Genomic DNA, 24,878 nt, shown 5'->3' with positions numbered 1-24,878 from the left:
ATGGTTCATTCAAAAATCCAAAACGCAAAACAAACCTACCTGATCGGCGGATCAAGGGCAACCCACCACAGAACGGACTAAATCGCTTTTTTCGAATCGGGCTGAAAGGAAAGCGGATACGTTTTCTCCCCGCTGCATTCGGTACAGACGTGCATGTAACATTCCGATTGTTCCTCCATGACGGTACCGCATTTGGCACATTGCTTTTTGGGCAGCGAATCGAAAAACTGGTTGACGGATGGCAGCATTCGAGACCTTCACACCTTTCGGAATAGTTGTACTAATACAGATTGTATTTTATGTGATTTTATTATATAACAATCTATGCGTAATTGCGAGAAAGAATATTTTGACAAAACAAAAACGGGCTTCCCGGCCTGTCGGCCAAAGAACCCCGCTCGCTTGCTCGCTTTTCTTCTGCTTCCCGACAACTACGAATCAAACCCGCTGTATCTTTCCTCGTCTGCGATACTCTGAATATCGTCCGAACGGATCGTCAAAATCCGGTACCCGTCCTTTTCGTGTTTTTTCATCGCTTTTTGCTTGTAAAATCGGGGACTGCCTTCCGCTGCGTCCTCGTCGTAGAACAACAGGATGCCGTCCGTTTTGCGAAGCAGCAAATCGTCTCTCGCCGTCAGCTGCCAAACGCCGTTGTAAGGCTGGTTGCTCACCGTCCCGTAATAATCGACTTTGTTGAGGATGTCGTGAAAATACTGCTGCTTCTCCTCTTTCCACTTTTCTTCCGGATTTTGATAAGCCGCGATGATCGACAGCTTCAAGTGCGGATACCGTTTCTTCAGTTCGATAACGGTCTCGCACGCCCATAGATCGACGCCGTATTGGCCCGGCGTAAGCACCCACTCCAATCCTTCCTCGATTAAAGGAAGGAGCCTTCCTTCGATCGCCTTTTTAATATAAGCGATCCCTTTGTTTTTCTGATCGAATATGTTAAGCTCGTGCGCCCGGTAGCCCGTAACCAGAATGTTCTTCATCCGTATATTCCTCTCTGTGCCGTTATGCTGGTTGAAAGCAAGTCCGGCACCCGCCGCTGCAAAGTGATGTCCTATGTACGAATATACGGAATTTTTGTGCGCATGTACAACCTTTCTGTCCCGCCAAGGGAAAACGTTCGTTGAAAGGTCAGCGCCATGCAAACGGGGAGAAGCACGCCTAAGCTTCCTTGGCATCGCCCAAGCTCCAGCGCGCTTCTCCTTGCAGGATCACCGGTCAGCCCTGACCCGGAGCGGTACCGCCCGACGCGCGGAACGAACCGACGCCCCACGAGCCGAGATTCCCTTGTTCGTCCTCGATTTTCCCCTGAACGGTCAAAATTTTGCGCGACTGATGGATCAGTTCGGCGGTAACTGTTACTTTGCCCGGCCACAGAGGCGATAAGTAATGCAGATTCAGATTCGTCGTCACCACCTTTTCTCCCGGCCTGGCGATCATCGCGGTAATGCCCATCGCATTATCCAGCAGCGAAGCGTGCACGCCTCCGTGCAAGATGCCGATGCCGTTCAGATGCCGGCTCTCTACCTCCAGCGACACGATTGTTTTGCCCGGCTCCGCAAACTCGAGGACACACCCGATATCGTCCCAGAACGTGCCTCTGGCCGCTTCCCCCAGCTTGCTGATCAACTCCTCCACGTTGCCGTCCACGTTGCCGTCTCCTTCCGAAGCAGACTTGACGGAAGAACCGCTTCACCGGACGCATCCCGTTCCTCTTGCATCCAGGGCCTCCCGTCCTGCTCGCCTAGCGGATGACCGTATACCTTTGCTCCGTTTTGACGCTTTCCGCAATCCGCCGCTTGAGCGAGATCGTATCGACCGGAGTATGCCGGGTCCATTTGCGCAGCACCGACAACTGCAGCGACAGCAGATCGCCCGAGGCCATCGCCGCGACGTTTTGTTTGGCCGCCTGCTCGATCTCGGCGAACGCTTCGCAAACGTACACCTTCGTCATCGCTTCCGCCAGCCCACCTTTGGCCGCGCCGGATCTCGCCGTTATTTTCTCCGCACGCAGCAGCGCGCTTTCCATCGCATAGATCCGGATCATCATATCGGCCAGCCGCGACAGCACTTCCTGCTGCTCCTCCAGCTCCATCCCGTACGTTTGAACCGCCTGCCCGCCGATGAGCAGGAAGATTTGCTTCGCCGTCGCGAGCAACCGCTTCTCTTCGCCGAGTCTGTCGTCCGTCTCGCTCCTCACGGAGGTCGGCTCCAGCATGCTCATCTGCACGCTTTGGGCGCGCTCCATCAGCGGGAGTTCGCCCTTCATCGCCTTTTTCAGCAGCGTTCCGGGAATGAGCAGCCGGTTGATTTCATTCGTCCCTTCGAAGATCCGGTTAATCCGCGAATCGCGGTAGATACGCTCAATTTTGTACTCCTGGATAAATCCGTAGCCTCCGTGAATTTGCACCCCTTCGTCGGCCACACGGTCCAGCGCCTCCGTACCGAACACCTTAATGATCGAGCATTCCAGTGCATATTCGGCTATGCCCTTGGCGGACTGTACGCCGGCCTGCTCGCTGCTCAGATCGATGTCCTGCAAAATCCCGTCGATCAGCCCGGCCGTACGGTATACCATGCTTTCGAGCACATAGGTGACGATATTCATCTCCGCGAGCTTCTGGCCGATCAGCGGAAAGGACGATATCGGCTTGCCGAATTGGGTCCGCTCGTTCGCATAGGACGCGCTTAGCGCGATCGCCTCCTTGGCTCCTCCGACGCAGCCGGCTCCAAGCTTGAACCTGCCGATATTCAGAATATTAAAGGCGATAAGATGACCCTTGCCAGGTTCCCCGAGCAGATTGGATACCGGGACGCGAACCCCCTCCAGAATAAGCGGGCAGGTCGACGACCCTTTGATGCCCATCTTTTTCTCCTCGGGTCCTATGCTGACCCCTTCCATCGAACGCTCGACGATAAACGCCGAGAACAGCTTGCCGTTTATTTTCGCATAGACGATAAACACATCGGCAAAGCCGGCGTTCGTAATAAACTGTTTCGTTCCGTTCAGCTCGTAATACGTCCCGTCCTCCGACAGTTTCGCCGTCGTCCTCGCCCCCAGGGCGTCCGAGCCGGACGAAGGCTCGGTCAAGCAGTAGGCGGCGATCTTGGAACCGTCGGCCAAGTCCGGCAAATACCGCTTCTTCTGCTCCGGGGTGCCGAAAAACACGATCGGCAGCGTGCCGATCCCCACATGCGCGCCGACCGACAACGCAAACGAGGAGCCTCTCGCCAGCTTCTCGCTGATCAGCGTCGAGCTCACTTTATCCAGGCCGAGCCCTCCGTATGGCTCGGGAATATCGACGCCAAGCAAGCCCAGTTCTCCGGCTTTGCGGATCAGCCGGACGGTCAAGCCGTAGTCCAGCTTCTCCAGCGCCTCGTCGTGCGGCAGCACCTCGTTCTCGATAAAATGTTCGGTCGTCCCTGCGATCATCAACTGCTCCCCGCTCAAATCCTCGGGCGTCGATACGCTGTTCCAGTCCGCCGAATCGATGACAAAGCTTCCGCCCTTAACCGTTGTCACCATATGCGCCGCTCCTCCTTCAGCCTTCATAAACTTCAAATACGCCTGCCGCCCCCATGCCGCCGCCGATACACATCGAGACGACGCCGTAACCGCCGCCGCGCCTGCCCAGCTCGCGGATTAACGTCGCCGCCAGCTTGGCTCCGGTGCAACCCAGCGGGTGGCCGAGCGCGATCGCGCCGCCGTTGACGTTCACTTTCGCTTCGTCCAGCTCAAGTTGACGGATCACCTGAATGCATTGCGAGGCGAATGCTTCGTTAATTTCGAATAAACGCACCTCGTCCCGGCCGATACCGGCAAGGCGCAAAGCTTTCGGAATCGCTTCGACCGGCCCGATTCCCATCAGCTCCGGCGCTACCCCGGCGACCGCAAAGGAACGGAACGCCGCGAGCGGCTTCAGGCCGAGCGCCTCGGCTTTGCGCCTGCTCATCACGGTCAAGGCGCTTGCGCCGTCGCTGACCGGCGACGCGTTGCCCGCCGTTACCGTGCCTTTGGCCGAGAAAGCCGGCTTCAGAGAGGCCAGTACCTCCATGGACGTATCCGCCCGAATGCACTCGTCCGTATCGAAGCGGAGCGGCTTCGTCCATGCGCCCCGTTCAGAATCGAATCCGCGAACCGCCGTATCGACCGGGACGATCTCGTCTTTAAATGTTCCCGCCGCTTGTGCGGCCGCCGCCTTCGCATGGCTGGCGCAGGCAAACCGGTCCTGCTCTTCCCGGGTGATGCCGTATCTGGCCGCCACCCGTTCGGCCGTATGACCCATACCCATATACACTTCGGGCATAAGTGCGATCAGCCCCGGATGCGGGGAAGGCTTGAAGCCCGTCATCGGGACGCGGCTCATGCTCTCCACCCCTCCGGCAATGATCGTATCCGCATACCCCAGCTGAATGCGTTCGGCCGCATATGCAATCGCCTGCAAGCCTGACGAGCAGAACCGGTTGACCGTTATCGCCGGCACCGTTACGGGGAATCCGGAATACAAAGCCATCGCTCTGGCGAAATTAAGCCCCTGCTCGCCCTCGGGCATGGCGCAGCCGATCACGATATCGTCCACCTGCTCTTTCGTCAGACCGGGAACCCGCTCCACAGCGGCCTGCAACACAGTTTTGCCCAGATCCTCGGGCCGCGTCTGGGCAAGCGAGCCTTTGCGTCCCCGGCCGACGGCTGTCCGGACAGCCGATACGATTACCGCCTCCTCCATAGAAGCCACCTCCCGTCAGTTTCTCAGCGGCTTGCCGGCCGACAGCATATGCTTCATACGCGCCTGCGTCTTCGGTTCGCCGCACAAGCTCAGAAACGCTTCGCGCTCCAGATCGAGCATATACGCTTCCGTGACCTGCGTACCCGAGGGCACGTCTCCTCCGGCCAGCACATGGGCCAGCTTTCGCGCGATTTTGAAGTCGTGCTCCGAGATGTATCCGCCTTCCCGCATCGACTGCGCTCCGGCCAGCAGCACCGCTTTCCCTTCGCGGCCGACGACCCGGACCGACTCGCCGCTTCGGCGGGCATAACCGTCGCGGTGCAGCTCCAGCACGGTGCGCCGCGCCTCGTGCACGAGCCGGTCGCGGTTCATCACCGTCCGGTCCGCGCTGCGCATAAGCCCGAGACGAACGGCTTCCGGCGCGCTCGTCGACACCTTGGCCATGCCGATCACCTCGAATGCGCGGTTGACCGCCGGCTGCAGATCGTCGCCGCCAGCCGTCGTTTCCGCCGCACGGAGCGCCATTTCCTTCGTTCCTCCGCCCGCCGGGATCAGGCCGACTCCGGCTTCCACAAGGCCGTAGTAGGTTTCCGCGTAAGCCGTCACCCGGTCCGCGGCCATGCACACTTCGACGCCCCCGCCCAGCGTCATCCGATGCGGCGCCGCCACCACCGGGCGCCCGGCCGTCTTCAGCTCCATCATCGCTTCCTGGAACACGCGAATAATCCGGTCCACTTCGTCCCATTCTTCCTCCTGCGCTTCCATCAAGAGCAGCATCAGATTGGCCCCGACGCAAAAGTTGCGGCCTTCGTTCGCAATAACAAGTCCGCGGTAATGGCGGCGCACCTCTTCCACGCTTTTGCGGATCATCGTCAAAATATCGCTGCCGATCGCATTGCTCGGCGAATGGAACTCCAGACAAGCGACCTCTTCGCCGATGTCGATCAGACTCGCGCCGCCGTTGGACAGCACGGTGCGTCCTTTGTCCTTCAAGCCCCGGAGGGAGAGATGCTCGATATCGTCCACGAGCTGCACGTACTGCCCGGCGTGGGCATACCGCCTGCTGCCGTTCTCCCGCTTGTAAAACGTCGCGTTGCCGGCCTCGATCCACCGCTTCACCCAGTCCGGGACGATCGCCCCTTCGGCTTCCATGCGCGCTGCCGACCGGGCAAGCCCGATCGCGTCCCACAGCTCGAACGGGCCGAGCTCCCAGTTGAAGCCGAGCCGCATCGCTTTGTCCACATCGGCGATCGTATCCGCGATTTCATCCGCTTTGTCGGCCGCATAGAGGAGAACCGGCTTAACGACTTCCCAGGCCAGCTCGGCATACCGGTCTTCGCCTCCGAGCAAAGCCCTGCACTTCGCCGCCGCCCCTTTGGCTGCTCGAGCCGCCTCCAGCGATGCCGCCTTCACCGGCGAAGCCTCCGCATACTGCATAGTGGCCGGATTCAGCTCCAAAATCCGGGAACCCGTATCTGTCTTCACTTTTTTGTAAAATCCTTGCCCGGCCTTCTCGCCTAGCCACCCGAGGCGGGTCATGTCCGCCAGCAGCTCCGGAGTGTCGAACGTCGCCTTCTCCGCCGGATCGGAGGCATGGTCGTACACGTTTTTGGCTACATGGACGAACGTATCCAGGCCGACCAGATCAAGCGTGCGGAACGTGGCGCTTTTGGGCCTGCCAAGCGCAGGGCCCGTTACGGCGTCAATCTCCCCGACCGTATAACCCTGCTCGGCCATCAGCCGCAGCGTGACGAGCAAACCGTAGGTCCCGATCCGGTTGGCGATAAAATTCGGCGTGTCCTTGGCAAATACGACGCCTTTGCCGAGTCGGTGGCCGAGAAACTGCTTCATCCCGGACAATACGTCCAGCTTCGTCGCGGGTCCCGGAATGACTTCGACGAGCGGCATATACCGGGGAGGGTTGAAAAAATGAGTGCCGAGAAAATAAGAGCGCAGTTCCGGACCGACCGCTTCCGCCATCGCGGCGATCGAGATGCCTGACGTATTCGAGCTGACGACCATTCCTGGCGTCCATACCGGTTCGATCCGTCTCAGCAGCTCCCGCTTGTCATCCAGCCGTTCGGTGATCGCCTCAATAATCCAGTCCGCTTCCTTCAGCCGATGCAGGTCGTCCTCCACGTTGCCTATGCGGATCAGCTCCGCGCATCGTTCTTCGAAAAAAACGGCCGGATTCGTCTTGTTCAGCCGGATGATCGCTTCTCTTGCCAGCCGGTTGCGCACGTCCGGATGCCGGATCGTTCGTCCGGCCGCTTCCTCTTCCGGCGTAAGCCGTTCCGGTACGCGGTCGAGCAGCCATACATGGATGCCCGCATTCGCCAGATGCGCCGCGATCCCCGCCCCCATCACGCCGGAGCCGATAACGGCGACCGTTCGGATCGTTCTCATACGGGAAGTCCCTCCTTCTTGGCATTTTGATGCATTAACTCCGCGGCCCGAACACCGATTCCCCCAGCAGCTCGGCGACGTCTTTCGCCGCGACACGATCCTCTGCGGACAGCTGCTTCGTACCGTCCTCCATCATCGTCAGGCAATACGGACAAGCGCTGGCGATCACGGCTGGCTCTACGGCGAGCGCCTGCTCGGTCCGGGCCACGTTGATCCGCTTGCCCCGGCTCTCCTCCAGCCACATCAGACCGCCGCCGGCCCCGCAGCACATCGCATTAGCTCCGGATCTGTCCATCTCGGCGAGAGTCAAGCCCGGTATCGCTCTTAAAATATCCCGCGGAGCTTCGTAGGTGCCGTTGTAACGCCCCAAGTAACAGGAATCGTGATACGTCGTCCGCTGCCGGACCGCATGCTGCGGTACCAGCTTCCCTTCATACAGCAGCCGGGCGAGCAGCTCGGTGTGATGGAACACTTCGACGCCGTCATCCAGGCCGAACTCCGGATACTCGTGCTTCAGCGTATTGTACGTATGCGGACAGGCGGTTACAATTTTACGCACGTTGTACGTTTGGAACACTGCAATATTTTCTTGGCACAGCTGCTGAAACAACAGCTCGTTGCCCATCCGCCTCGGCGTATCGCCGGAATTGCGCTCCTCGGCACCGAGAATCGCGAACCGGACGCCGGCATGGGCCAGCAGCTTGACGAGCGCGACGGTCACCTTTTTGGTCCGGTTATCGTAAGAGCCCATCGATCCGACGAACAGCAAATAGTCGAAATCCGGCAGATCCCGGACCGTCGGAACCCATATTCCTTTCACTTCCTCCAGCCATTTGGCGCGGTCGCCGCGGCTGATCCCCCAGGGATTGCTTTGGCGTTCGATGTTTTGCAAGGCGCGCTGGCCGTCGTGAGGCATGCTTCCTTCCGTCAGCACCAGATACCGGCGCATATCGATAATTTTATCGACATGCTCGTTGCCGACCGGGCACTGGTCTTCGCAATTGCGGCATGTCGTGCAGGACCACAGCTCCTCCGGGCTCATGATGTCGCCGACCAGGTTTACATCTGCGATCGCAGCCGCCGTTCCGGACCCGGCGCTTTCTCCATCCGCGCCGCTGCCCGCCTTGATCCAGCTTTTCTTCTGCAGCTCCATCGTCGGGCCGATATCCGTAATTCCGCCGCCGCTCCATTCCCGTCCGGCCGGCTCTTCCGGCCGGAACACGGAGGCCGAACCTGCGGTGCCGGGGAAAGCGAATGCGGGCACCCAGGGCGATTTCGAAGTTACCGCCGCCCCCTTCTCGGTCAGATGATCGCGCAGCTTGACGATCAGATGCATCGGAGACAACAATTTCCCGGTCCCCGATGCCGGGCAGACGTTCGTACAGCGGCCGCACTCTACGCAAGCGTACAGATCGAGCAACTGCTTGCTCGTAAACTGCTCCACCGCTCCCGCGCCGAACGACTCCGCATTCTCGTCCTCCAGATCGAGCGTCCGCAGCTTCCCCGGCGGAGACGAGCGGGCCAAAGCCAAATTCACCGGAGCCGTCAGCAGATGAAAATGTTTGGATTGGGGGACATATACGAGAAAGGCGAGCAAAATGAGCAAATGCGCCCACCAGGCGGTGTAATAAAACACCGCTGCGGTTACGCTCCCGGCCAGGCCGCTCATCGCTGCGGCAAGCAGCGATGCCACCGGCGCGAGCGGCGAAGCTGGCAGTCCGTGCCACAGTCTTTCGAAAGCGGATACGAGCAGCACCGACAGCAGCAAGGCTCCGATAAAATACAACACAATACTCGGCTTCCAGTCTCGCTTCAGCCTCGCCAGTTTTTCCCCGTACCTGCGATACCCCGCATAACCGATCGCCACAAGCACCGCCACGACGGTAATCTCTTGGGAGAGCACAAACAGGTCGTAGGCGGGCACAGGCAGCCGGACGCCGAACAACCCTTTCAGCACGATGTCGGCCGCCCCGAACTGAAGGACGATGAAGCCGTAAAAAACAAGGAGATGCATGATCCCGCTTCGGCGATCTTTCATCAACTTGCGGTGTCCGAATAACTGGGCGATCCATTCGCGCGCACGGCGGCGGTCGAGGCGAGCCGGACTCTCGGGCTGCCCCAGCTTCATGTAAGCGATCCGGCGGGATACCGCCTTCCCGAACAGCAACGCGCCATAACCGGTCGCAGCTAGAAACAAAGCGAAATGGACGACTTTCCAGACCACGGATACACACGCTCCTTTCCGCTTTCGCCCTGCCGGCCGGATTATTCCCGGGCTTTTCTTCATATAAATCAGGTAGGCAGGAAGTGCAAAACGCGAATTCGCGTTACTTGCAATGTATGTTCGGCCGGGCTGGTCCCATGACAACAATACTCGTCTGCTCCGCAGCCGCAAATCCGCCATCCGGCCGCCGCAGCCCATACGGAAAGGGGTAAGCCGATGAATGTGGTTGTATTGCTGAAACAAACGTTCGATACGGAGGAGAAGGTGCGGGTCCGGGACGATGCAGTGGATGAGGACGGCGTCAAGTTCGTCATTAATCCTTACGACGAATATGCGGTAGAAGAGGCGATCCGGCTGCGCGACGCGCACAGCGGGCAAGTGACGGTCGTGTCCGTTGGAACTGAGCGGTGTGCGGAGGCGCTTCGGACGGCACTTGCGATGGGAGCCGACGAAGCGGTGCTGATCGGGGAGCCGGACGGCGCGGACGAGGCGGTGATCGCCAAGCAACTCGCCGCCTATTTGCGCAGCAGGCCGTTCGACCTCGTGATCGCCGGACATTTCTCCGTCGACCGCGGCTCCGGCCAAGTGGCGCTACGCGTCGCCGAGCTGCTGGATCTCCCCCACGCCGGCGCAATCACGAAGCTGACAGTCGACCCGGCTCCCGGCGGGAGAGCGGTCGCGGTCCGCGACGCGGAAGGCGACGACGAGACGGTGGAGCTGCCCCTGCCTGCTCTGATCACCGCCCAGCAAGGACTGAACGAACCGCGATATCCGACGCTTCCGGGCATTATGAAAGCGAAGAAAAAACCGTTCTCGCGATTATCCGTTGCGGATCTGGGCTTATCCGAAAACGAGCTGGCGCCTTATACGCAAACGATCGGAATTCGGCTCCCGGCTCCCCGTCAGGCCGGCCGCCTGCTGGGTGGAGAGACGCCCGACCGTGTCCGGTCGCTTATCCAGGCATTGCGCGAAGACGCCAAAGTGTTATGAATCCGAAAAGGAGGTGTCCCCGTGAGCCGTTATGTACTCGTTGTAGCCGAGCTGCGCGAAGGCGCACTTCGCCAAGTATCGCTCGAAGCGGTCGCCGCAGCCCGGATGGTTGCAGGCGATGACGGCACCGTAGCCGTTTACTTGGCGGGTCATCACCCGCAAGCGCACACCGGCGAGCTGCACCTTGCCGGTGCGGACCGTATCTTCGCCGAGGAACTGGCCGCAGGAGAGCCGGTCCATACCGAACGGCTGCTGCAGTCGCTAGTGAAGATCGCCGGCCCGAACCCGCCTGCTGCGGTCGTGCTCGGACATACCGCTGCGGGTAGAGATCTAGCCCCCCGGCTGGCCGCCCGGCTCGACGCCGGGCAACTATCAGACGTCATCGCGATCACGCCGGAGCAAGGCACACTCGCCTTTACCCGTCCGATTTACGCCGGAAAAGCTTTTGAGAAACGGATCTTTCTCCGCGAGCCATGGATCGTCACGATCCGGCCGAACAATTTCCCGTGCAAGCCGGAACGAAGCGCCGCCGAGGAGCCCGAATCGGCCAGCTGCGCAGTCGAAGCGGTCCCCGCTCCGGACAACGGCAGTCTGCGCACCGTCATCCGGGAGGTCGTCCGCCGAACGGCGGGCAAAACCGATCTTGCGGAGGCGAAAATGATCGTGTCCGGCGGGCGCGGGGTAAAAAGCGCAGACGGCTTCCGGCCGCTGGCGGAGCTGGCAGATGTGCTCGGCGGAGCCGTAGGCGCTTCGCGCGGAGCATGCGACGCCGGCTACTGCGATTATGCGCTGCAGATCGGCCAGACGGGCAAGGTCGTGACGCCCGAGCTGTACATCGCCTGCGGGATCAGCGGAGCGATTCAGCATGTAGCCGGGATGAGCGGATCGCGGGTCATCGTCGCGATCAACAAAGATCCGGAAGCGCCGATTTTTAAAATCGCCGATTACGGAATTGTCGGGGATTTGTTCGAAGTCGTGCCGCTGCTGACCGAGGAGTTCAAACGTCAGTTATCCACGGGATAAGCGGATATCCTGCCGCATGCACCTTTTCCGCGATAATCCGGTACCCTTCCGCATTCGGATGAAACCGGTCGTCCGCGAGCAGGTTGTCTTCCTTGCCGAGAAACTGATCGTACACTTCGATGACGTAAATGTCGCCCGCATGAAACGAACGCAGATGCTCATTGAATTTATTAACCCAAAACGCCGCTTCGGCAAATTCCGGAAGCGGATTGTACAGTCCCAGCACGCGGACGAAGTAAGGATCGCCCCCGGCTTTTATCGCTTGGATCGTTTCCAGAATCGAGTCGATATTCCGCTGGTACGCCTTTAAGGCGGACATAAGATGCCGCGTATCGCTATCGAAGAAATAATGCTTTGCCGCCTGAATCAGATCGTTTCCGCCTGCGGTCAGCGTAATGATCGTTGACCGCTCCGCAGCGGAACGCACCTGCCCGTTCGTCCGGACCGTTTCGAGCACTGCGCCGGTCGTCGCCCCGCTGATCCCCGCATTTTCCGTCCGCACCTGCCACCCGTAACCGGTCTCAAGAAGCCGGGCATACCGGTGTACGAAGCTTTGCTCCGGAAGTGCTCCCACTCCTGCCGTCAATGAATCGCCTATCGCCAAATATGCAAGCTCCCGCTTCATGAAACCTACCTCCACACGTCGTCATTGCTATACCATATTCAAGAAACGCCGATTGGGCCCCGACGCCAAGCAAAGTTTTCTTCCCGGAGGCAGGCTCACGGTTCGCATTGCGCCGCTCTTTCCTGTTACAATGGGGATATAACGCTATGGAAACGGGGGAGCCAGGATGAAACAGACCATCTGGAACACGATCGAACATCACGCGGACGCGCTTAAGGAAATCGCTCTGTTCATCGGCGAACATCCCGAACTCGGCCACGAGGAAGTGCTGGCGTGCGGGAAATTGACAGATAAGCTCAGACAGCACGGCTTCCGCGTCGAGACCGGAATACTCGGCCTGGATACCGCCTTCATCGCTATGTACGAATCGGACAAGCCCGGACCGACGGTCGCTTTTTTGTGCGAATATGATGCGCTTCCCGGACTTGGACATGCTTGCGGCCATCACCTGATCTGCACGATGGGAATCGGGGCGGCGATCGGGCTGAAATCGGCGATCGATACAACCGGCGGCACCATACGCGTCTACGGCACACCTGCGGAGGAGACCAAAGGCGCCAAAGTGCCGATGGCCGAAGCCGGGCTGTTCGACGATGTCGATCTGGCGCTGATGGCGCATCCGTTCCACCGCTACGAGCAATCGGGCTCCTCTTTGGCGATGGACGCGCTTCAATTCGAATATTACGGCAAATCGGCGCACGCCGCCGCCAATCCCCAGGACGGAGTAAACGCGCTCGACGCCGTGCTCCTCCTCTTCAACAGCCTGAACGCGCTCCGGCAGCAGCTCGAGAGCCATACCCGCATCCACGGCGTCATCACGGACGGCGGCAAAGCTCCGAACATCATACCCGACTATGCGTGCGCGCAGTTTTACGTACGGTCGGCGAACCGTCCTTACACCGACGAGACCGTGCGCAAAGTTATCCGGTGTGCCGAAGGCGCTGCGCTGCAGACGGGGTGCACGCTCAAGACGAGCAATTACGAATATTCGTACGACGAGCTGCGGACGAACGAACCTTTGTCGGAGGCGTTCACCGCCAATCTGCACGAGCTCGGAATTGCGGCCGACCGCGTATTTTCCGGACAGGACCACGGTTCGCTTGATCTGGGCAACGTATCCCGCCGCTGTCCGGCGATCCATCCGTTCGTGCAGGTCGTTGATGAGCCGTTCATGCTGCACACCCCGGAATTTCGCGATCACGCGATGATGAACCGCGCGCTGGACGGGATGATCCTCGGCGCCAAGGCGCTTGCAGGCACCGCTTACGATGCGGTGGCGACTCCGGGCATGCTGGAGCGGATTCGCTTGGCGTTTGAGCGGACCAATAAGCCGGGACAGTAGGACCGGACCCGACCAGACGGTCAGATGCCGACGATTCGTCGGGCCTAACAGAAAGGAGCGTTTTATGATGGGACAAGGATATACGTTCACAATCGAACCCGGATCTTTTTATTCGTTCGAGGACGAAGCCGCTTTAGTGGAGCAGTGCAAGGCATGGGGATTGCTATCGGAGAAAGCGGCGAAAACCAAAACGTTTTATTACAAAGGGAACGGACTGAACGTCCCTTGCAGCATTATCGGATTGGCCGATCCGATTACCGCCGTCATCGAGTTCGACAACAAGCAGCGGCATTGCATCCATCCTTCGTATCTGAAAGAAATGCAAGCTTCAACATTTGGCCGGAGGGTTACGGCATTGTCGGATGACTCAACTGAAGCCGAAGATGCGGAACCGGCAGCGGCGGTACACGCGGAAGTGCAGGAGGCTCAGGAAGCTCAAGTAGCTCAGGAGGAGGTTCAACAAGTTCAGGCATCAACGCCGGACGAGCCTGCGGCCGAAGAACCGGCGGCTTCCGTTCCGGAATCGAAGCCCGAGCCGACAGCCAAAGGAAAAGGCAAAAAGGAAAAGATTCAATTACCGGAAGAAAAAGTGAAAATGACAGCTACCGTGATGGAGTTTACGACGGTGCCGAACCATTTCTCCGATACGGACGATGAAGTTATCATTTACGAAGCGGTAGCCATCACCGAACCCGAGATTGAGCTCGGCTCCGCCTGGTCCAGCCACAGCGCCACTCTGAAAAAGCTGGACCTTGCGGTCGGAGACGTCCTCACCTTCGAAGGCAAAATCGTGGCCAAAAAGCTGACCAAACATCCGGTTCCGTATAAAATCAACAATCCGGCCAAGCTGCAAAAAGTAACGCAAGAGTAGTGCAGCCGGTAAGTGCGAACATAAAAAGCCTCCGACTCCGCATTGTCAGCGGCAGTTGGAGGCTGGTTTGGTTTGAATACTTTGCACAATTATGGAGAGATTGCGATGAACGGATCAGATTTCGGATTGCTGCGGAAGTGTGGTTCTTTCACCGGAGTCACTTCGCACGCTTTTAGAAGTTTCTTCCGTCCGAGGCCACACGCCTGCCGGCCGTTACTGCGTTGCATAAGCGAGCAGCAAAACGGCCGTATTCGCAATCGCGTCTTCGTGAGTCCGCTCCATGCCGTGGGAGGCGTGTACGCCCGGGCCGATTAACGCTGCCCGGATGTTGCTGCCGCCACGAAGCGCCGCTGTCGCATCCGAACTGTAATTGGGATATATATCGACGGCAAACGGAATCCCCTCCTTCTTGGCCAGCTCGATAAGCCGCGAAGTCATTTCGTAATCGTATGGGCCGGACGAATCTTTGGCACAGATGGATACGTCGGTTTCCTTGCATTCCAGATCGTCTCCCATCGCCCCCATATCCACCGCGATCAGCTCCCGGATATCCGCAGGCAACGAAGACGAGCCGTGTCCGACCTCTTCATACACCGAGATAAACATTTTCACGGTTCGCTCCGGGACGGTTCCCGAATCTTTCAGCGCCTTCAGCATAGCCAGCACGGCCGCCACGCCCGCCTTGTCGTCCAGATGCCGCGACTTGATGTATCCGTTCGCCAGCTTGCGCGTACGAGGGTCCCACGAGATGTAATCGCCTGTCTGTATCCCGAGCTGCGCTACGTCTTCTTTGCTTGCTACACGCTCGTCGAGCCGGATTTCCATATTCGCCTCTTCCCGCTTCAACTCTCTGGCGTCCCCGTATACGTGAACCGAAGGTTTTACCGACAATACCGTGCCTTCATACTCCCGCCCGTCGCGCGTATGAACGCGGCAATATTCGTTCTCAACCGACTGCATCATATACCCGCCTACCGGAGTGAACCGGAGCGTTCCGTTTGGCTTGACGGACCGGACCATCGCGCCGAGCGTATCGACATGCGCGGAGATGCCGAGCACTTCATCGCTTTTGCCGGGAACGGTAAGGATCGAACAGCCCTTCAGGGTCCGCTCGACCAGACAGCCGAGAGCCTTCGCTTCCTCTTCGACGAGCCCGATAATGCGGCCGCAAAATCCGGACGGACTCGGCACCGCCAACAGCCTGAGCAGGACGTCATTCATATATTCACGATCGATTCTTATCGCCATGCCTGTTTCCATCCTCTCCCCATTCCGTATCTACGTCCAGTATACCGGATTATCCCTCTCCCGGAAACTTGCGGACATCCGCCGATCGTATGAGATCGGAGTGGCAAGAGACACTATAGGAGTTCCCGCCTGAAGCGGGAACATCTCATAAACCGGGAGGTGAACACCGATGGCAGGACGGAACAATCGGCCGAAAAAGAACGGCCCGGCTGGACATCCTTCGCAACTCGACCAGTATCGCGAGGAATTCGCCTTGGATTTGACCGAGAAACCGGAAAACGAAAAGGAACGCACAGACAAGACGCGTTACACGCAATAATTGGCGATAAAACCGATCCCGGTTACGAGTAGTCCGCGCTTTACGGTAAAAGCCAGCCTGAAAGAAAAAACCGTCCGGTATTATATGATCCGGACGGTTCCTTGACGTGCAAATCCACACGTTTGTTTGTGCGTGTAAAGGAATGGGCCATCGTTCCAACTACTCATTTTAAGGTTCTGCGGGAACAATTCGACTCCAATAATTAAAGCCCGTTCTTGCCGGGCGGGTGGTGTTCGTTCGTCTTCGCCAAAACGTATGTACGCGGGCTCTGTACAAAATAGGAGTCTTCGGTACATTCTATTTTTGGCCTTTTCGCCAAGCAAAAACGAATAGAGGCGGTTTGCAACCCTTATTTCAACCAATCTGATGAGAATGTACCCTTCAGGATTTTAACAGCTTCAAACCGCTCTTAATCTGTGTCCAAACGGGTTTCCGGACAAAATAACGGGTACAAAACGCTCCTATGCGGTTCCTTCCTCCCCCGCTTCAAGCAAGGCTTAAAGGTCGAACGGTTGCGCCTTCAGTCCGAACGGATCGGAAGCCAATTCAGCACGCGGCTGATGTACGAATCCCAGAAGCTCCATTCGTGTAGCCCGGGACCTTCCTCGTATGTGACATCGAGTCCGACGTTCCGCGCATGGGCCAGAAACCGCTGGTTGTGCGGATACAAGAAATCTTCCGTCCCGCAGGCCTGGTACAGCTTGGGCTTAGGTCCATCTGACAAGGCTACCTTCTCGGCGAGACGAAACAGATCATCCTGTTCGGGAATGCGGTCCACTTGTCCGAATATATAGCCGAAATCCCGGCTCCAGCGCTCAGGTCCGTCTGTGAGATCCAACGCTCCGGATAAGCTCGCAGCGGCGGCAAACAGATCCGGCCTGCGAAGCGCCAGCTTAAATGCGCCATAACCGCCCATGGACAAACCGGCCACAAACGTATCCTCCCGCTTGTCCGACAACGGGAAGAACGCTCTAGCTTTGGCCGGGAGCTCCTCGCTGACGAACGTCCAGTACGGATACCCGCTTGCCATATCCGTGTAGAAGCTGCGGTTGACGGCTGGCATGACGATGGCCACGTTTTTGGTCCTCGCATACCGCTCGATCGCGGTATAACGCGTCCAAGCCGTGTGATCGTCCGATAGTCCGTGCAGCAAATAAATCGTCGGAAGTTTGCGGTCCGTCTGGCCGGATTTCGGATCGGGAAGAATGACGTTCATCGATACGCCGATGCTAAGCGTATCGGAAGAGAAGCTGCATTGCATAAATGCCATGAGTGCGACCAACCTTTCGGAAATTTACGATACATTCAGAACGCTCTCATTATACTGCACTTTTGCCCTTGCTTTCCATCTTTCTCCGCTTGATTTCTCCACTCTGTCCGCCTCGGTTGCATCGCGGAGCTGTCTTTAATCGCGCACTTAATTGGAATAAGTGTTGAATACCTGTATATGGCTTGTTACAATGATACCGATCCACATTCATTTTCCGAATACATAAGAATCGAGGGGCTCGATTATGATTATCGACTGCCACAACCATCCGGACTGGTACGGGTACAACGTCACCCGCTTTCTGGACAACATGAAGCAATACAACATCGACAAAACATGGCTGATTAGCTGGGAGTGCCCGGCGGACGAGTACAACCCCGCCTACAACAAAAGCATTCCCGACGCCGGGCTGCCCGACGGTCCGATCTCGTTCCGCCGCTGCGTCTCTTACGCCGAGCAATATCCCGACAAGTTCATTCTCGGCTACGCTCCCGACCCGCGCCGACCGGATGCGATCGACAAGCTCGATCATGCGATCAAGCTGTACGGCGTCCGTGTGTATGGCGAGATTAAGCTGCGGATGATGTACGACAATCCGGATGCGATCCGCCTGTTCCGTTTCTGCGGGGAGAAAGGGCTTCCGGTTATCGTCCATATCGACTACGAATTCGACCACGGCTCCAAGTACCCGCGTCCGAACTGGTGGTACGGCGGCGGTATCGACGCGTTTGAGCGCGCGGTCAAAGCATGTCCGGATACGACCTTCCTCGGACACGCCCCCGGCTTCTGGGCGCATATTTCCGGCGACGATCAATACGACAAAGTCGCTTACCCGAAAGGCAAAGTGGTCGAAGGCGGCAAAGTGGGCGAGATGCTGCGCAAATACCCGAACCTGTACTGCGACATTTCCGCCGGTTCTGGAGCCAATGCGTTCAGCCGCGACCCCGAATTCGCCAAAACGTTCCTGACCGAGTTCCAGGACCGCATCCTGTACGGACGGGACTATTTCGACAACGTCCATCAGGAAGTGCTGAACAGCCTGGGTCTGCCGGCCGACGTGCTCGGGAAAATTTACTCCGGCAACGCCTTGAAGCTCGTTCCGCTCGACTGATACAATAAGGGAACAAAGGAGCGTTCCCTATGCCTAACATTTGGACTCATTTCATTTTCGGCCGCGAGCTGGCGGACCTTGTCGGATTTCAGGCCGCATCCGCCACTCCGGAGCTCCGACGCATATACAATATGGGCTGCCAGGGACCCGACTTTTTATTTTATCACCGCTTCCTCCCATGGCAAAAAACCGCCGGCATGCCCGAGCTTGGAAGCGCCATGCACAGCAGTCAATGCGGCCCTTTCCTGCTCGATCTGCTCGAAGCGGTACGGGGCAAGCCGCTGGACGCTCCGGACACGGTGTTCGCGCTTGGCTTTTTGACTCATCATATTCTCGACCGCAATGCGCACCCGTACGTGTTTTATTTGTCGGGGTTCAAGAAGTGGGACCATCAGCGGTTCGAGATTTATATCGATACCCTGGTCGCCCGCAAACGGCTCGGGATCGAGACGTGGAACACTCCTGTCTGGAAAGAGATCGACGCCGGCGGTGCTCTTCCCGGCAGGATGGCTGCAGTGTTCGAGCGATTGACGCGGCTGCACTATCCGGAGCTTGGCGGGCGGTTCACCGCCAGGGACTGGGACGATGCATACCGCGATATGATTCGCGCCCAGAAGCTGTTCCACGACCCCGCCGCGATCAAACGGAAGATTACGTTCGGTCAGATCGAACCGTTTCTGTTCAAGAAGCAAGTGCCCCTACTCGACTTTCTAAACGAATCGCGGAAGGAATGGCGGCATCCCTCCATTCTGGAGGAGCGGCATACCGAAAGCTTCTGGGACTTGTGGGAGCTGGCGATACAGGACGGCGAGCCGCTGATGAGAGCGGCGCTGGACTATATTGCGCCCGAATCGGCTGTCGCAGAGAACGGATCGGCGGGATCCGCAGTTTCGGACCGTGCGCATGCTCGCGTCAGGCTGGAAGCCCGGCTTGGCGATATCTCCTACGAGACCGGCAAGCCTTGCTCCGAGGGCCATAAGATCGTTCATGCAAGCCCGATGCTTTGACTGCCCAGCGCCAGCGGAACGAAAAACGAATCGAATCAGCCTCCTGTTATCGGCCCTTTGGCGGACAACAGGGGGTTTTCTTTTACCGCATATGCTGGATTCATAACGAGCGAAAGTCCGTCCCGCCGCGGATGTATGAATTACCCGCAATCGTTCACACTAAAGCAGATCGGCGATTCCCTAACCTTACCTAAAGGAGGAAGGAGCAGCCTAAGCCATGGATCGGGATTTTACCGCACCTCATCCGAAACACACACGACCCAGCTCCACGCCCCTGCTGCTTAATCCGCATATACCGTTTTGGCGAAACCGGGTGCTGCAGCTTCTTATTGTCGTTTACGCCGCCTTTTGGATACATATGGCCTTTTCGCCGACGAACCGGATGCAATGGTTGATGGAAAACATGCTCCCCGTCACAGTCGTGCTCGCATTAGTGTTCACCTACCGGAAATACCGTTTGAGCACACTCTCTTATTTGCTGCTGTTTGGTTTTTTTTGTCTCCATACATACGCAGCTCATTTTACCTATCAGAATACCCCGTTCGACGTTTGGCTGAAATCGGCTTTTCATACGAAGCGCAGCTACTTCGACCGGATCGTCCATTTTGCTTTCGGGTTGCTGTGGGCGTATCCGGTGCGCGAACTGCTTGTCCGGAAGGCGAACCTGCGCGGAGTGTGGGCGTATGCCGTTTCAGTGTCGATCGTGTTCGGCTGCAGCGCATTGTTCGAAATACTGGAGATGGTCGTCGCCCTGATCGGCGGCCAAGCCGGCGAAGATTACATGGGCATGCAAGGCGATCTGTTCGACAGCCAGAAAGATATGGCGCTTGGATTGGCCGGAACCGTCGTCGCCATGGGAGTGCTGGCGTGGATCAATAAACATCGGAATACGGCCAGATGATACAGCAGATCCCGGAGACCTGCTTGCCCAAGGAAGGATCGGCATCGCGAATGGATTCGCCTGCTCCCCACTTCTGCTGCCGGATTGGATGCATCGCTTCGCTAGATAACAACCAAATTCGATTTCGTCTCACCCAACAACCGCATCTAGCAAAAACCGTAAGGGGCCAGCTTCGCGAAAACGTAAATCCGCTGACCCTGTAACAAATAGGAGCCCCTAGTATCCTCTATTTTTGCCTTTTTCGGAGGGCAGCAGCTAATAAAGGCGGTTTGCACCCCTTATTTCAACCAATTAGCGGGGTGAGTACCATTTTCGGGGATAATAGAGGGTACAGATCGCTCTTATTTCTCCGCCAAAGCGGGTTTTGGACAAAATAGAGGATACAAACCGCTCTTATTCGGGTTTGGGTTTGGGTTTGGGTTTGGGTTTGACTTTTGGGTTTGACTTTTGGGTTTGACTTTTGGGTTTGACTTTTGGGTTTGACTTTTGGGTTTGACTTTTGGGTTTGACTTTTGGTTTTGACTTTTGGTTTTGACTTCTGGCTTTGGCTCTCGGCTCTCGGCTCTCGGCTCTCGGCTCTCGGCTTTCTGCTTTGCGCTCGCGCCCGCTCTTGCTCATGCCCCTGACCATGGCTGCTTCCGGCGCATTGGCTCGGATCAATCGCTCCGCTGGTTGACAGGTGACGAGCTTTTAAGTGTCTGAGCGAATCGAAAAACCGATGCCCCCGGAGGGACATCGGCCGATTGCTATGGCCGTGCTATACGAGAAGCGAAGCTGCAAGCGTCAAACCTCCGCCGCTGCCGCCTCTGCCGCACCTTTTTGCAAATTCACTTTCATCAGCATCGCGATTCCGACGATGAAAAAGACGGCCAGCGCCAGTATGCCAAGCCGGCTCGAACCTGTCATCAAACCGACTACCGAGAAGACGAACGGTCCGACGATCGCCGAAAACTTGCTGGATACCGTAAGAAATCCGAAAAATTCCGCCGGACGGTCTTGCGGCACGAGCCGGCTGTAGATCGAACGGGCGATCGACTGGCTGCCGCCCTGCACCATCCCGACAATAAACGCTAGCGCGTAGAAATGCCAGGTCTCGCTCATAAAGTAACCAAGCAAGACAATCAGCACGTAAACGCTTAACGAAATATATAACGACCGCTTCGAGCCGAGCCGCTCCGCGATTTTACCGAACAGCAGCGTGAACGGGATGCCGACAAACTGCGTAATGACAAGCGCGCCGATCAGATGACCCGTACCCAAGCCGATTTCCGTGCCGTAAATCGTGGCCATCGTAATAATCGTGCTGATGCCGTCATTGAAAAACCAGTAAGCGATCAAATATTTAAGCAGCTCCGGATACCGTCTGATCCGCTTAAACGTATCCCGGATGCGGGTAAATCCGATTGCCGTATATTGGCCGATCGTGTGACTGCCTCCGGTTTTTTTATCCTTTACTTTGCGGAACAGAGGCAGCGAGAACAAATACCACCACAAAGCGACCGAAGCGAAGGAGATATAAGTACCCATCGTTTTATCCGGCAGTCCGAACCATTGATACTTTTCAATTAACAGCAGGTTGATCACAAGCAGAATCCCCCCGCCGATATAACCGAACGCATAACCTTTGGACGATATGTAATCCCGCTTCTCCGGTACGACCAAATCGTTTAACAACGCATCGTAAAACGAATTGCCTCCGGTAAATCCGATTGTTCCGAGAATAAATAAAAACGAAGCCAATACGTAGTCGCCGTTGCCTACAAATACGAAGCAAAGCGAAGCCACGATACCCAAATACGAAAACATCCGCAAAAATCGGATCTTGTAACCCGAATAATCCGCAACCGCTCCCAATATAGGCGTCAGCACGGCGACAAACAGCATCGCAATCGATTGCGTAAGCCCCCAATACGAAGTGGCCAGCTGTTCGTTCTGCAGTGTCGACGCAGCTACGCTGCTGTAGAAGATTGGCAGTACCGCGGCCATCATCGTCGTGGCGAATGCGGAGTTGGCCCAGTCGTACATCACCCATGCCCGAACCGTTTGTCGATCCACGGGAGTCCCCCTTTCGTAGTAACCGCTGTCTTCCGTTATAATCCATCCTCATTGTAACACCGCACCCAACGGACGCCTACGATTTTTTTCGGAAATGGCTGCGCTCTCGCGTTTTCCCAAACACAAAAAGCCGCAGCTTGCGGCGGCTCCTCGCTTTATATAGAACATGTAAACTTTCTACACCCTGCGGCGGTTCAGATGGACGAACGTAATAGCGAGCGCAAGCACCAGCACGCCGCCTTTAATAATATCAAATGCGTAATAAGGCATGTTCAGCATCGTCAGCCCGTTCAGCAGCACGCCGATCAGCACCGCGCCGAGGAACGTGCCGATGACGTTCGGTTTGCCGGCGCCGAGCACCGAGAATCCGACGAACACCGCCGCTACCGATTCCATCAGGAGCGGAGCGCCTGCATCGATTTGACCGGAACCGACCCGGGCCGCGTACAGCAGCCCGCCGATGGCGGCAAAGCAGCCGGACAGCACATAAGCGATCATCCGGACGCGGTTCACAGGAATACCGGACAGCCTCGCGGCTTCGCGGTTGCCGCCCGTAATGTACAGTTGACGGCCCCAGCGGGTGTATTTCAGGAAGATATGAACAAGCGCCACCGCCAGCAGCATCAGCACGACCGGTACCGGCACGCCGAGCAGCTCTCCCTGGCCGATCCACTTGAACGATTCGAGAAACTGTCCCGGCGCTTTGGTCCCGTCGGTCATCTGCATGTTGTTGTAGATCGCGTAACCCTTCGTATACGTCTTCTGAATGCCTCCGACCATATACATCACCGCCAAAGTGGCCAGCAGGTCGGGAATCCGGAAGCGGATTATGAGCAGCGAGTTAAGCAGTCCGATGACCGCGCCGATCAAGATCGGAACGAGAATGACGACGATCAGCGGCTGCTCGAACCAGACCATCATCGTCGCGGCCGCAACAGTCGTCAGCGAGACGGTCGAGCCGACCGACAAGTCGAAGCCGTCTACGATTTGCGATAACGTCACTCCGATCGCAATAAACGTCACGATCGAGATCGAACGCAATATATCGGCGATATTGCCGTAGGTTAAAAAGTTTTCGTTCGCTATCGAGAAAAAGAGGAATACACCGGCTATGACGACCAGAGCGCCGTACTTGAAAGACAAATCCAAAAGCTTACTTTTCATCCTCCTGCTCCTTTCCGGCGCTTGCGAACAGCAGAATTTGCTCTTCCGTCGCCTCGCCGCGGTTAAACTCCTTAACGATCCGTCCGTCGCACATGACGAGTATCCGGTCCGAGATGCCGATGATTTCGTTCATTTCCGAAGACAGATACAGCACGCCTTTCCCTTGCCGGGCCAGCTGCCCGATCAAGCGGAAAATATCGCTTTTGGCGCCGATGTCGATCCCTTTGGTCGGTTCGTCGAACATATACAGCTTCGCCTCGGTCGGCAGCCATTTGCCGATCGCGACCTTCTGCTGATTCCCTCCGCTCAAGTAACCGACCGTCTGCTCGATATGCGGCGTTTTCACGCCGAGCTGTTCGACGAGCTGTACCGCATGTTTCGACTCGGCTCTGCCCCGGATCCAGCCGGACGGCGCAAGACGTTTCAGAATCGGCAGCGTCAAGTTTACTTTCACCGACTCCCCGATCAGCACCCCCTGCTGCCTGCGCTCTTCGGGGACAAGCACGATTCCGGCGCGGATCGCATCCTGCGGTTCCTTGAGCTTCAGCGCCGTTCCGTTCATACGGAGCGTCCCCTGATCGATCCGGTCCGCGGCGAACAGCAAGCGGGACAGTTCCGTCTTGCCCGCTCCGACAAGTCCGACGATCCCGACGATTTCCCCGCTGCGCACTTCCAGATCAACGCCATGCACTTTGCCCGATCCGTGTACGTTGTCCGCCTGGAACAACACGCTCCCGATATCCGCCTGAAGCTTCGGAAACTCCTCCTCCAGCGACTTGCCGAGCATCAGCTCCACGATCTGCGGTGCGGACGTTGCGGACGCTTCAACGGTCGATACACGTGTTCCGTCCCTCATCACGGTAATCCGGTCGCAGATTTCGAATACTTCCGGGAGCCGGTGGGAGATGAAGATCAGGCCGACACCTTCCGACTTTAACGTTCTCATCGTGCGGAACAGGCTCTCGGTTTCCTCCAGGCTGAGAGGAGCCGTCGGCTCGTCCAGGATGATGTATTTTGCTTTCTGCGCCAAAGCTCGCGCAATCAGAACGAGCTGCTTCTGGGAGATCGGCAGCTCGCCTACCGGCTTGTCGACGGACAGCTTCGTCACGCCGATGCCTGCGAGAATGGCGGCCGCTTCCCGCCGGAGCGCTCCCCAGCTTACGAAAGCGCCGCCCGAGCCATAGGACAGCCGGTCCAGCATGATATTCTCCGCCACGCTTAATCCGGGAGCCAGAGCGGTATCGACCTCCTGGTAGACGCACTGGACGCCCGCACGCTTCGCGTCGATCGGCGTCCGGATCGACACGGCCTGTCCGTCGATCGTGATCGTCCCTTCGTCCGCGGTGTAGGCGCCGGACAATACTTTCATCAGCGTGCTTTTTCCCGCCCCATTCGCACCGAGCAGCGCGTGAACTTCGCCGGAACGCACTTCAAAATCGACGCCCGAAAGCGCACGGACACCAGGGAAAAACTTGCCGATTTGCTTCATTTTCAGCATTCCGCTCATCGATTTACCAGCCCCTTCCTGCATTCCGCCGATACATGCGAAATCCCACCGGCTTGCCGCCGATGGGAGCTTGTCTATC

The 24,878-nt window shown here is 57.6% G+C and carries 21 protein-coding genes; 8 read left to right on the top strand and 13 right to left on the bottom strand.

Annotation, left to right across the window (positions count from 1 at the left end; all coding sequences use genetic code 11):
• Positions 1-77: 77 nt before the first annotated feature.
• The 7 genes from yhfH to IDH45_RS24630 form a co-directional block, all read right to left on the bottom strand.
• Positions 78-248 (bottom strand): protein YhfH, encoded by a 171-nt coding sequence (yhfH, locus tag IDH45_RS24660; protein WP_190930800.1) that lies wholly within the window; start codon positions 246-248, stop codon positions 78-80.
• A 183-nt stretch (positions 249-431) separates the two neighbouring features.
• Positions 432-992, bottom strand: a complete 561-nt coding sequence (locus tag IDH45_RS24655) for a DUF1273 domain-containing protein (protein WP_190930799.1) — start codon at positions 990-992, stop codon at positions 432-434.
• 235 nt (positions 993-1,227) lie between these two features.
• On the bottom strand, positions 1,228-1,659 hold the full coding sequence (locus IDH45_RS24650) for a PaaI family thioesterase (protein WP_190930798.1): 432 nt from the start codon (positions 1,657-1,659) through the stop codon (positions 1,228-1,230).
• 94 nt (positions 1,660-1,753) lie between these two features.
• Positions 1,754-3,535, bottom strand: coding sequence for an acyl-CoA dehydrogenase family protein (locus IDH45_RS24645; RefSeq protein WP_190930797.1), 1,782 nt, complete (start codon positions 3,533-3,535; stop codon positions 1,754-1,756).
• A 16-nt stretch (positions 3,536-3,551) separates the two neighbouring features.
• Positions 3,552-4,736, bottom strand: coding sequence for an acetyl-CoA C-acyltransferase (locus IDH45_RS24640; RefSeq protein WP_190930796.1), 1,185 nt, complete (start codon positions 4,734-4,736; stop codon positions 3,552-3,554).
• 15 nt (positions 4,737-4,751) lie between these two features.
• Positions 4,752-7,142 (bottom strand): 3-hydroxyacyl-CoA dehydrogenase/enoyl-CoA hydratase family protein, encoded by a 2,391-nt coding sequence (locus tag IDH45_RS24635; RefSeq protein WP_190930795.1) that lies wholly within the window; start codon positions 7,140-7,142, stop codon positions 4,752-4,754.
• A gap of 34 nt (positions 7,143-7,176) precedes the next feature.
• A complete protein-coding gene (locus IDH45_RS24630) occupies positions 7,177-9,366 on the bottom strand; it encodes a (Fe-S)-binding protein (RefSeq protein ID WP_317891281.1) in 2,190 nt (729 codons plus the stop codon).
• 216 nt (positions 9,367-9,582) lie between these two features.
• Here IDH45_RS24630 and IDH45_RS24625 point away from each other — a divergent pair, with 216 nt between their 5' ends.
• Together IDH45_RS24625 and IDH45_RS24620 are read left to right on the top strand one after the other, a co-directional pair.
• Entirely contained in the window at positions 9,583-10,356 is a 774-nt protein-coding gene (locus tag IDH45_RS24625) for an electron transfer flavoprotein subunit beta/FixA family protein (RefSeq protein ID WP_190930794.1), read from the top strand.
• A gap of 21 nt (positions 10,357-10,377) precedes the next feature.
• Positions 10,378-11,379: an electron transfer flavoprotein subunit alpha/FixB family protein gene (locus IDH45_RS24620; protein ID WP_190930793.1), complete on the top strand. Its 1,002-nt coding sequence runs from the start codon at positions 10,378-10,380 to the stop codon at positions 11,377-11,379.
• Here IDH45_RS24620 and IDH45_RS24615 read toward each other — a convergent pair.
• Complete coding sequence (locus tag IDH45_RS24615; RefSeq protein ID WP_190930792.1) at positions 11,354-12,004, bottom strand: GDSL-type esterase/lipase family protein; 651 nt, start codon at positions 12,002-12,004, stop codon at positions 11,354-11,356. The genes IDH45_RS24620 and IDH45_RS24615 overlap by 26 nt on opposite strands.
• A gap of 166 nt (positions 12,005-12,170) precedes the next feature.
• Between IDH45_RS24615 and IDH45_RS24610 the strand changes: the two genes are divergently transcribed.
• A complete protein-coding gene (locus tag IDH45_RS24610; protein ID WP_190930791.1) occupies positions 12,171-13,346 on the top strand; it encodes a M20 family metallopeptidase in 1,176 nt (391 codons plus the stop codon).
• A 64-nt stretch (positions 13,347-13,410) separates the two neighbouring features.
• On the top strand, positions 13,411-14,217 hold the full coding sequence (locus IDH45_RS24605; protein WP_223836930.1) for a hypothetical protein: 807 nt from the start codon (positions 13,411-13,413) through the stop codon (positions 14,215-14,217).
• Positions 14,218-14,430: 213 nt separating this feature from the next.
• On the opposite strand, the gene IDH45_RS24600 is transcribed toward IDH45_RS24605, so the two are convergent.
• Positions 14,431-15,465 carry a M42 family metallopeptidase gene (locus tag IDH45_RS24600; protein ID WP_190930790.1) on the bottom strand — a complete coding sequence of 345 codons (1,035 nt, stop codon included), beginning with the start codon at positions 15,463-15,465 and terminating at the stop codon, positions 14,431-14,433.
• 169 nt (positions 15,466-15,634) lie between these two features.
• Here IDH45_RS24600 and IDH45_RS24595 point away from each other — a divergent pair, with 169 nt between their 5' ends.
• Positions 15,635-15,784: a hypothetical protein gene (locus IDH45_RS24595; protein ID WP_190930789.1), complete on the top strand. Its 150-nt coding sequence runs from the start codon at positions 15,635-15,637 to the stop codon at positions 15,782-15,784.
• Between the two features lie 520 nt (positions 15,785-16,304).
• On the opposite strand, the gene IDH45_RS24590 is transcribed toward IDH45_RS24595, so the two are convergent.
• Positions 16,305-17,054 (bottom strand): alpha/beta hydrolase, encoded by a 750-nt coding sequence (locus IDH45_RS24590; RefSeq protein ID WP_190930788.1) that lies wholly within the window; start codon positions 17,052-17,054, stop codon positions 16,305-16,307.
• Between the two features lie 244 nt (positions 17,055-17,298).
• Between IDH45_RS24590 and IDH45_RS24585 the strand changes: the two genes are divergently transcribed.
• The 3 genes from IDH45_RS24585 to IDH45_RS24575 all read left to right on the top strand — a co-directional run bounded on the left by IDH45_RS24585 (position 17,299) and on the right by IDH45_RS24575 (position 20,073).
• Positions 17,299-18,165: an amidohydrolase family protein gene (locus IDH45_RS24585; protein ID WP_190930787.1), complete on the top strand. Its 867-nt coding sequence runs from the start codon at positions 17,299-17,301 to the stop codon at positions 18,163-18,165.
• 29 nt (positions 18,166-18,194) lie between these two features.
• The gene (locus tag IDH45_RS24580; RefSeq protein WP_190930786.1) at positions 18,195-19,172 is read left to right on the top strand and encodes a zinc dependent phospholipase C family protein; all 978 of its coding nucleotides are present in this window, start codon (positions 18,195-18,197) and stop codon (positions 19,170-19,172) included.
• A gap of 217 nt (positions 19,173-19,389) precedes the next feature.
• A complete protein-coding gene (locus IDH45_RS24575; protein ID WP_190930785.1) occupies positions 19,390-20,073 on the top strand; it encodes a DUF2238 domain-containing protein in 684 nt (227 codons plus the stop codon).
• Between the two features lie 783 nt (positions 20,074-20,856).
• On the opposite strand, the gene IDH45_RS24570 is transcribed toward IDH45_RS24575, so the two are convergent.
• The 3 genes from IDH45_RS24570 to IDH45_RS24560 form a co-directional block, all read right to left on the bottom strand.
• Positions 20,857-22,128 carry an MFS transporter gene (locus IDH45_RS24570; RefSeq protein ID WP_190930784.1) on the bottom strand — a complete coding sequence of 424 codons (1,272 nt, stop codon included), beginning with the start codon at positions 22,126-22,128 and terminating at the stop codon, positions 20,857-20,859.
• 177 nt (positions 22,129-22,305) lie between these two features.
• The gene (locus tag IDH45_RS24565; protein WP_190930783.1) at positions 22,306-23,292 is read right to left on the bottom strand and encodes an ABC transporter permease; all 987 of its coding nucleotides are present in this window, start codon (positions 23,290-23,292) and stop codon (positions 22,306-22,308) included.
• Positions 23,282-24,799 (bottom strand): sugar ABC transporter ATP-binding protein, encoded by a 1,518-nt coding sequence (locus IDH45_RS24560; RefSeq protein ID WP_190930782.1) that lies wholly within the window; start codon positions 24,797-24,799, stop codon positions 23,282-23,284. Before IDH45_RS24560 ends, IDH45_RS24565 begins: the two co-directional genes overlap by 11 nt.
• Positions 24,800-24,878 lie beyond the last annotated feature (79 nt).

The sequence above is a fragment of the Paenibacillus oceani genome, from assembly GCF_014705615.1.
Taxonomy (GTDB): domain Bacteria; phylum Bacillota; class Bacilli; order Paenibacillales; family NBRC-103111; genus Paenibacillus_AB; species Paenibacillus_AB oceani.
This window is presented reverse-complemented; position numbering and strand designations above follow the sequence as displayed.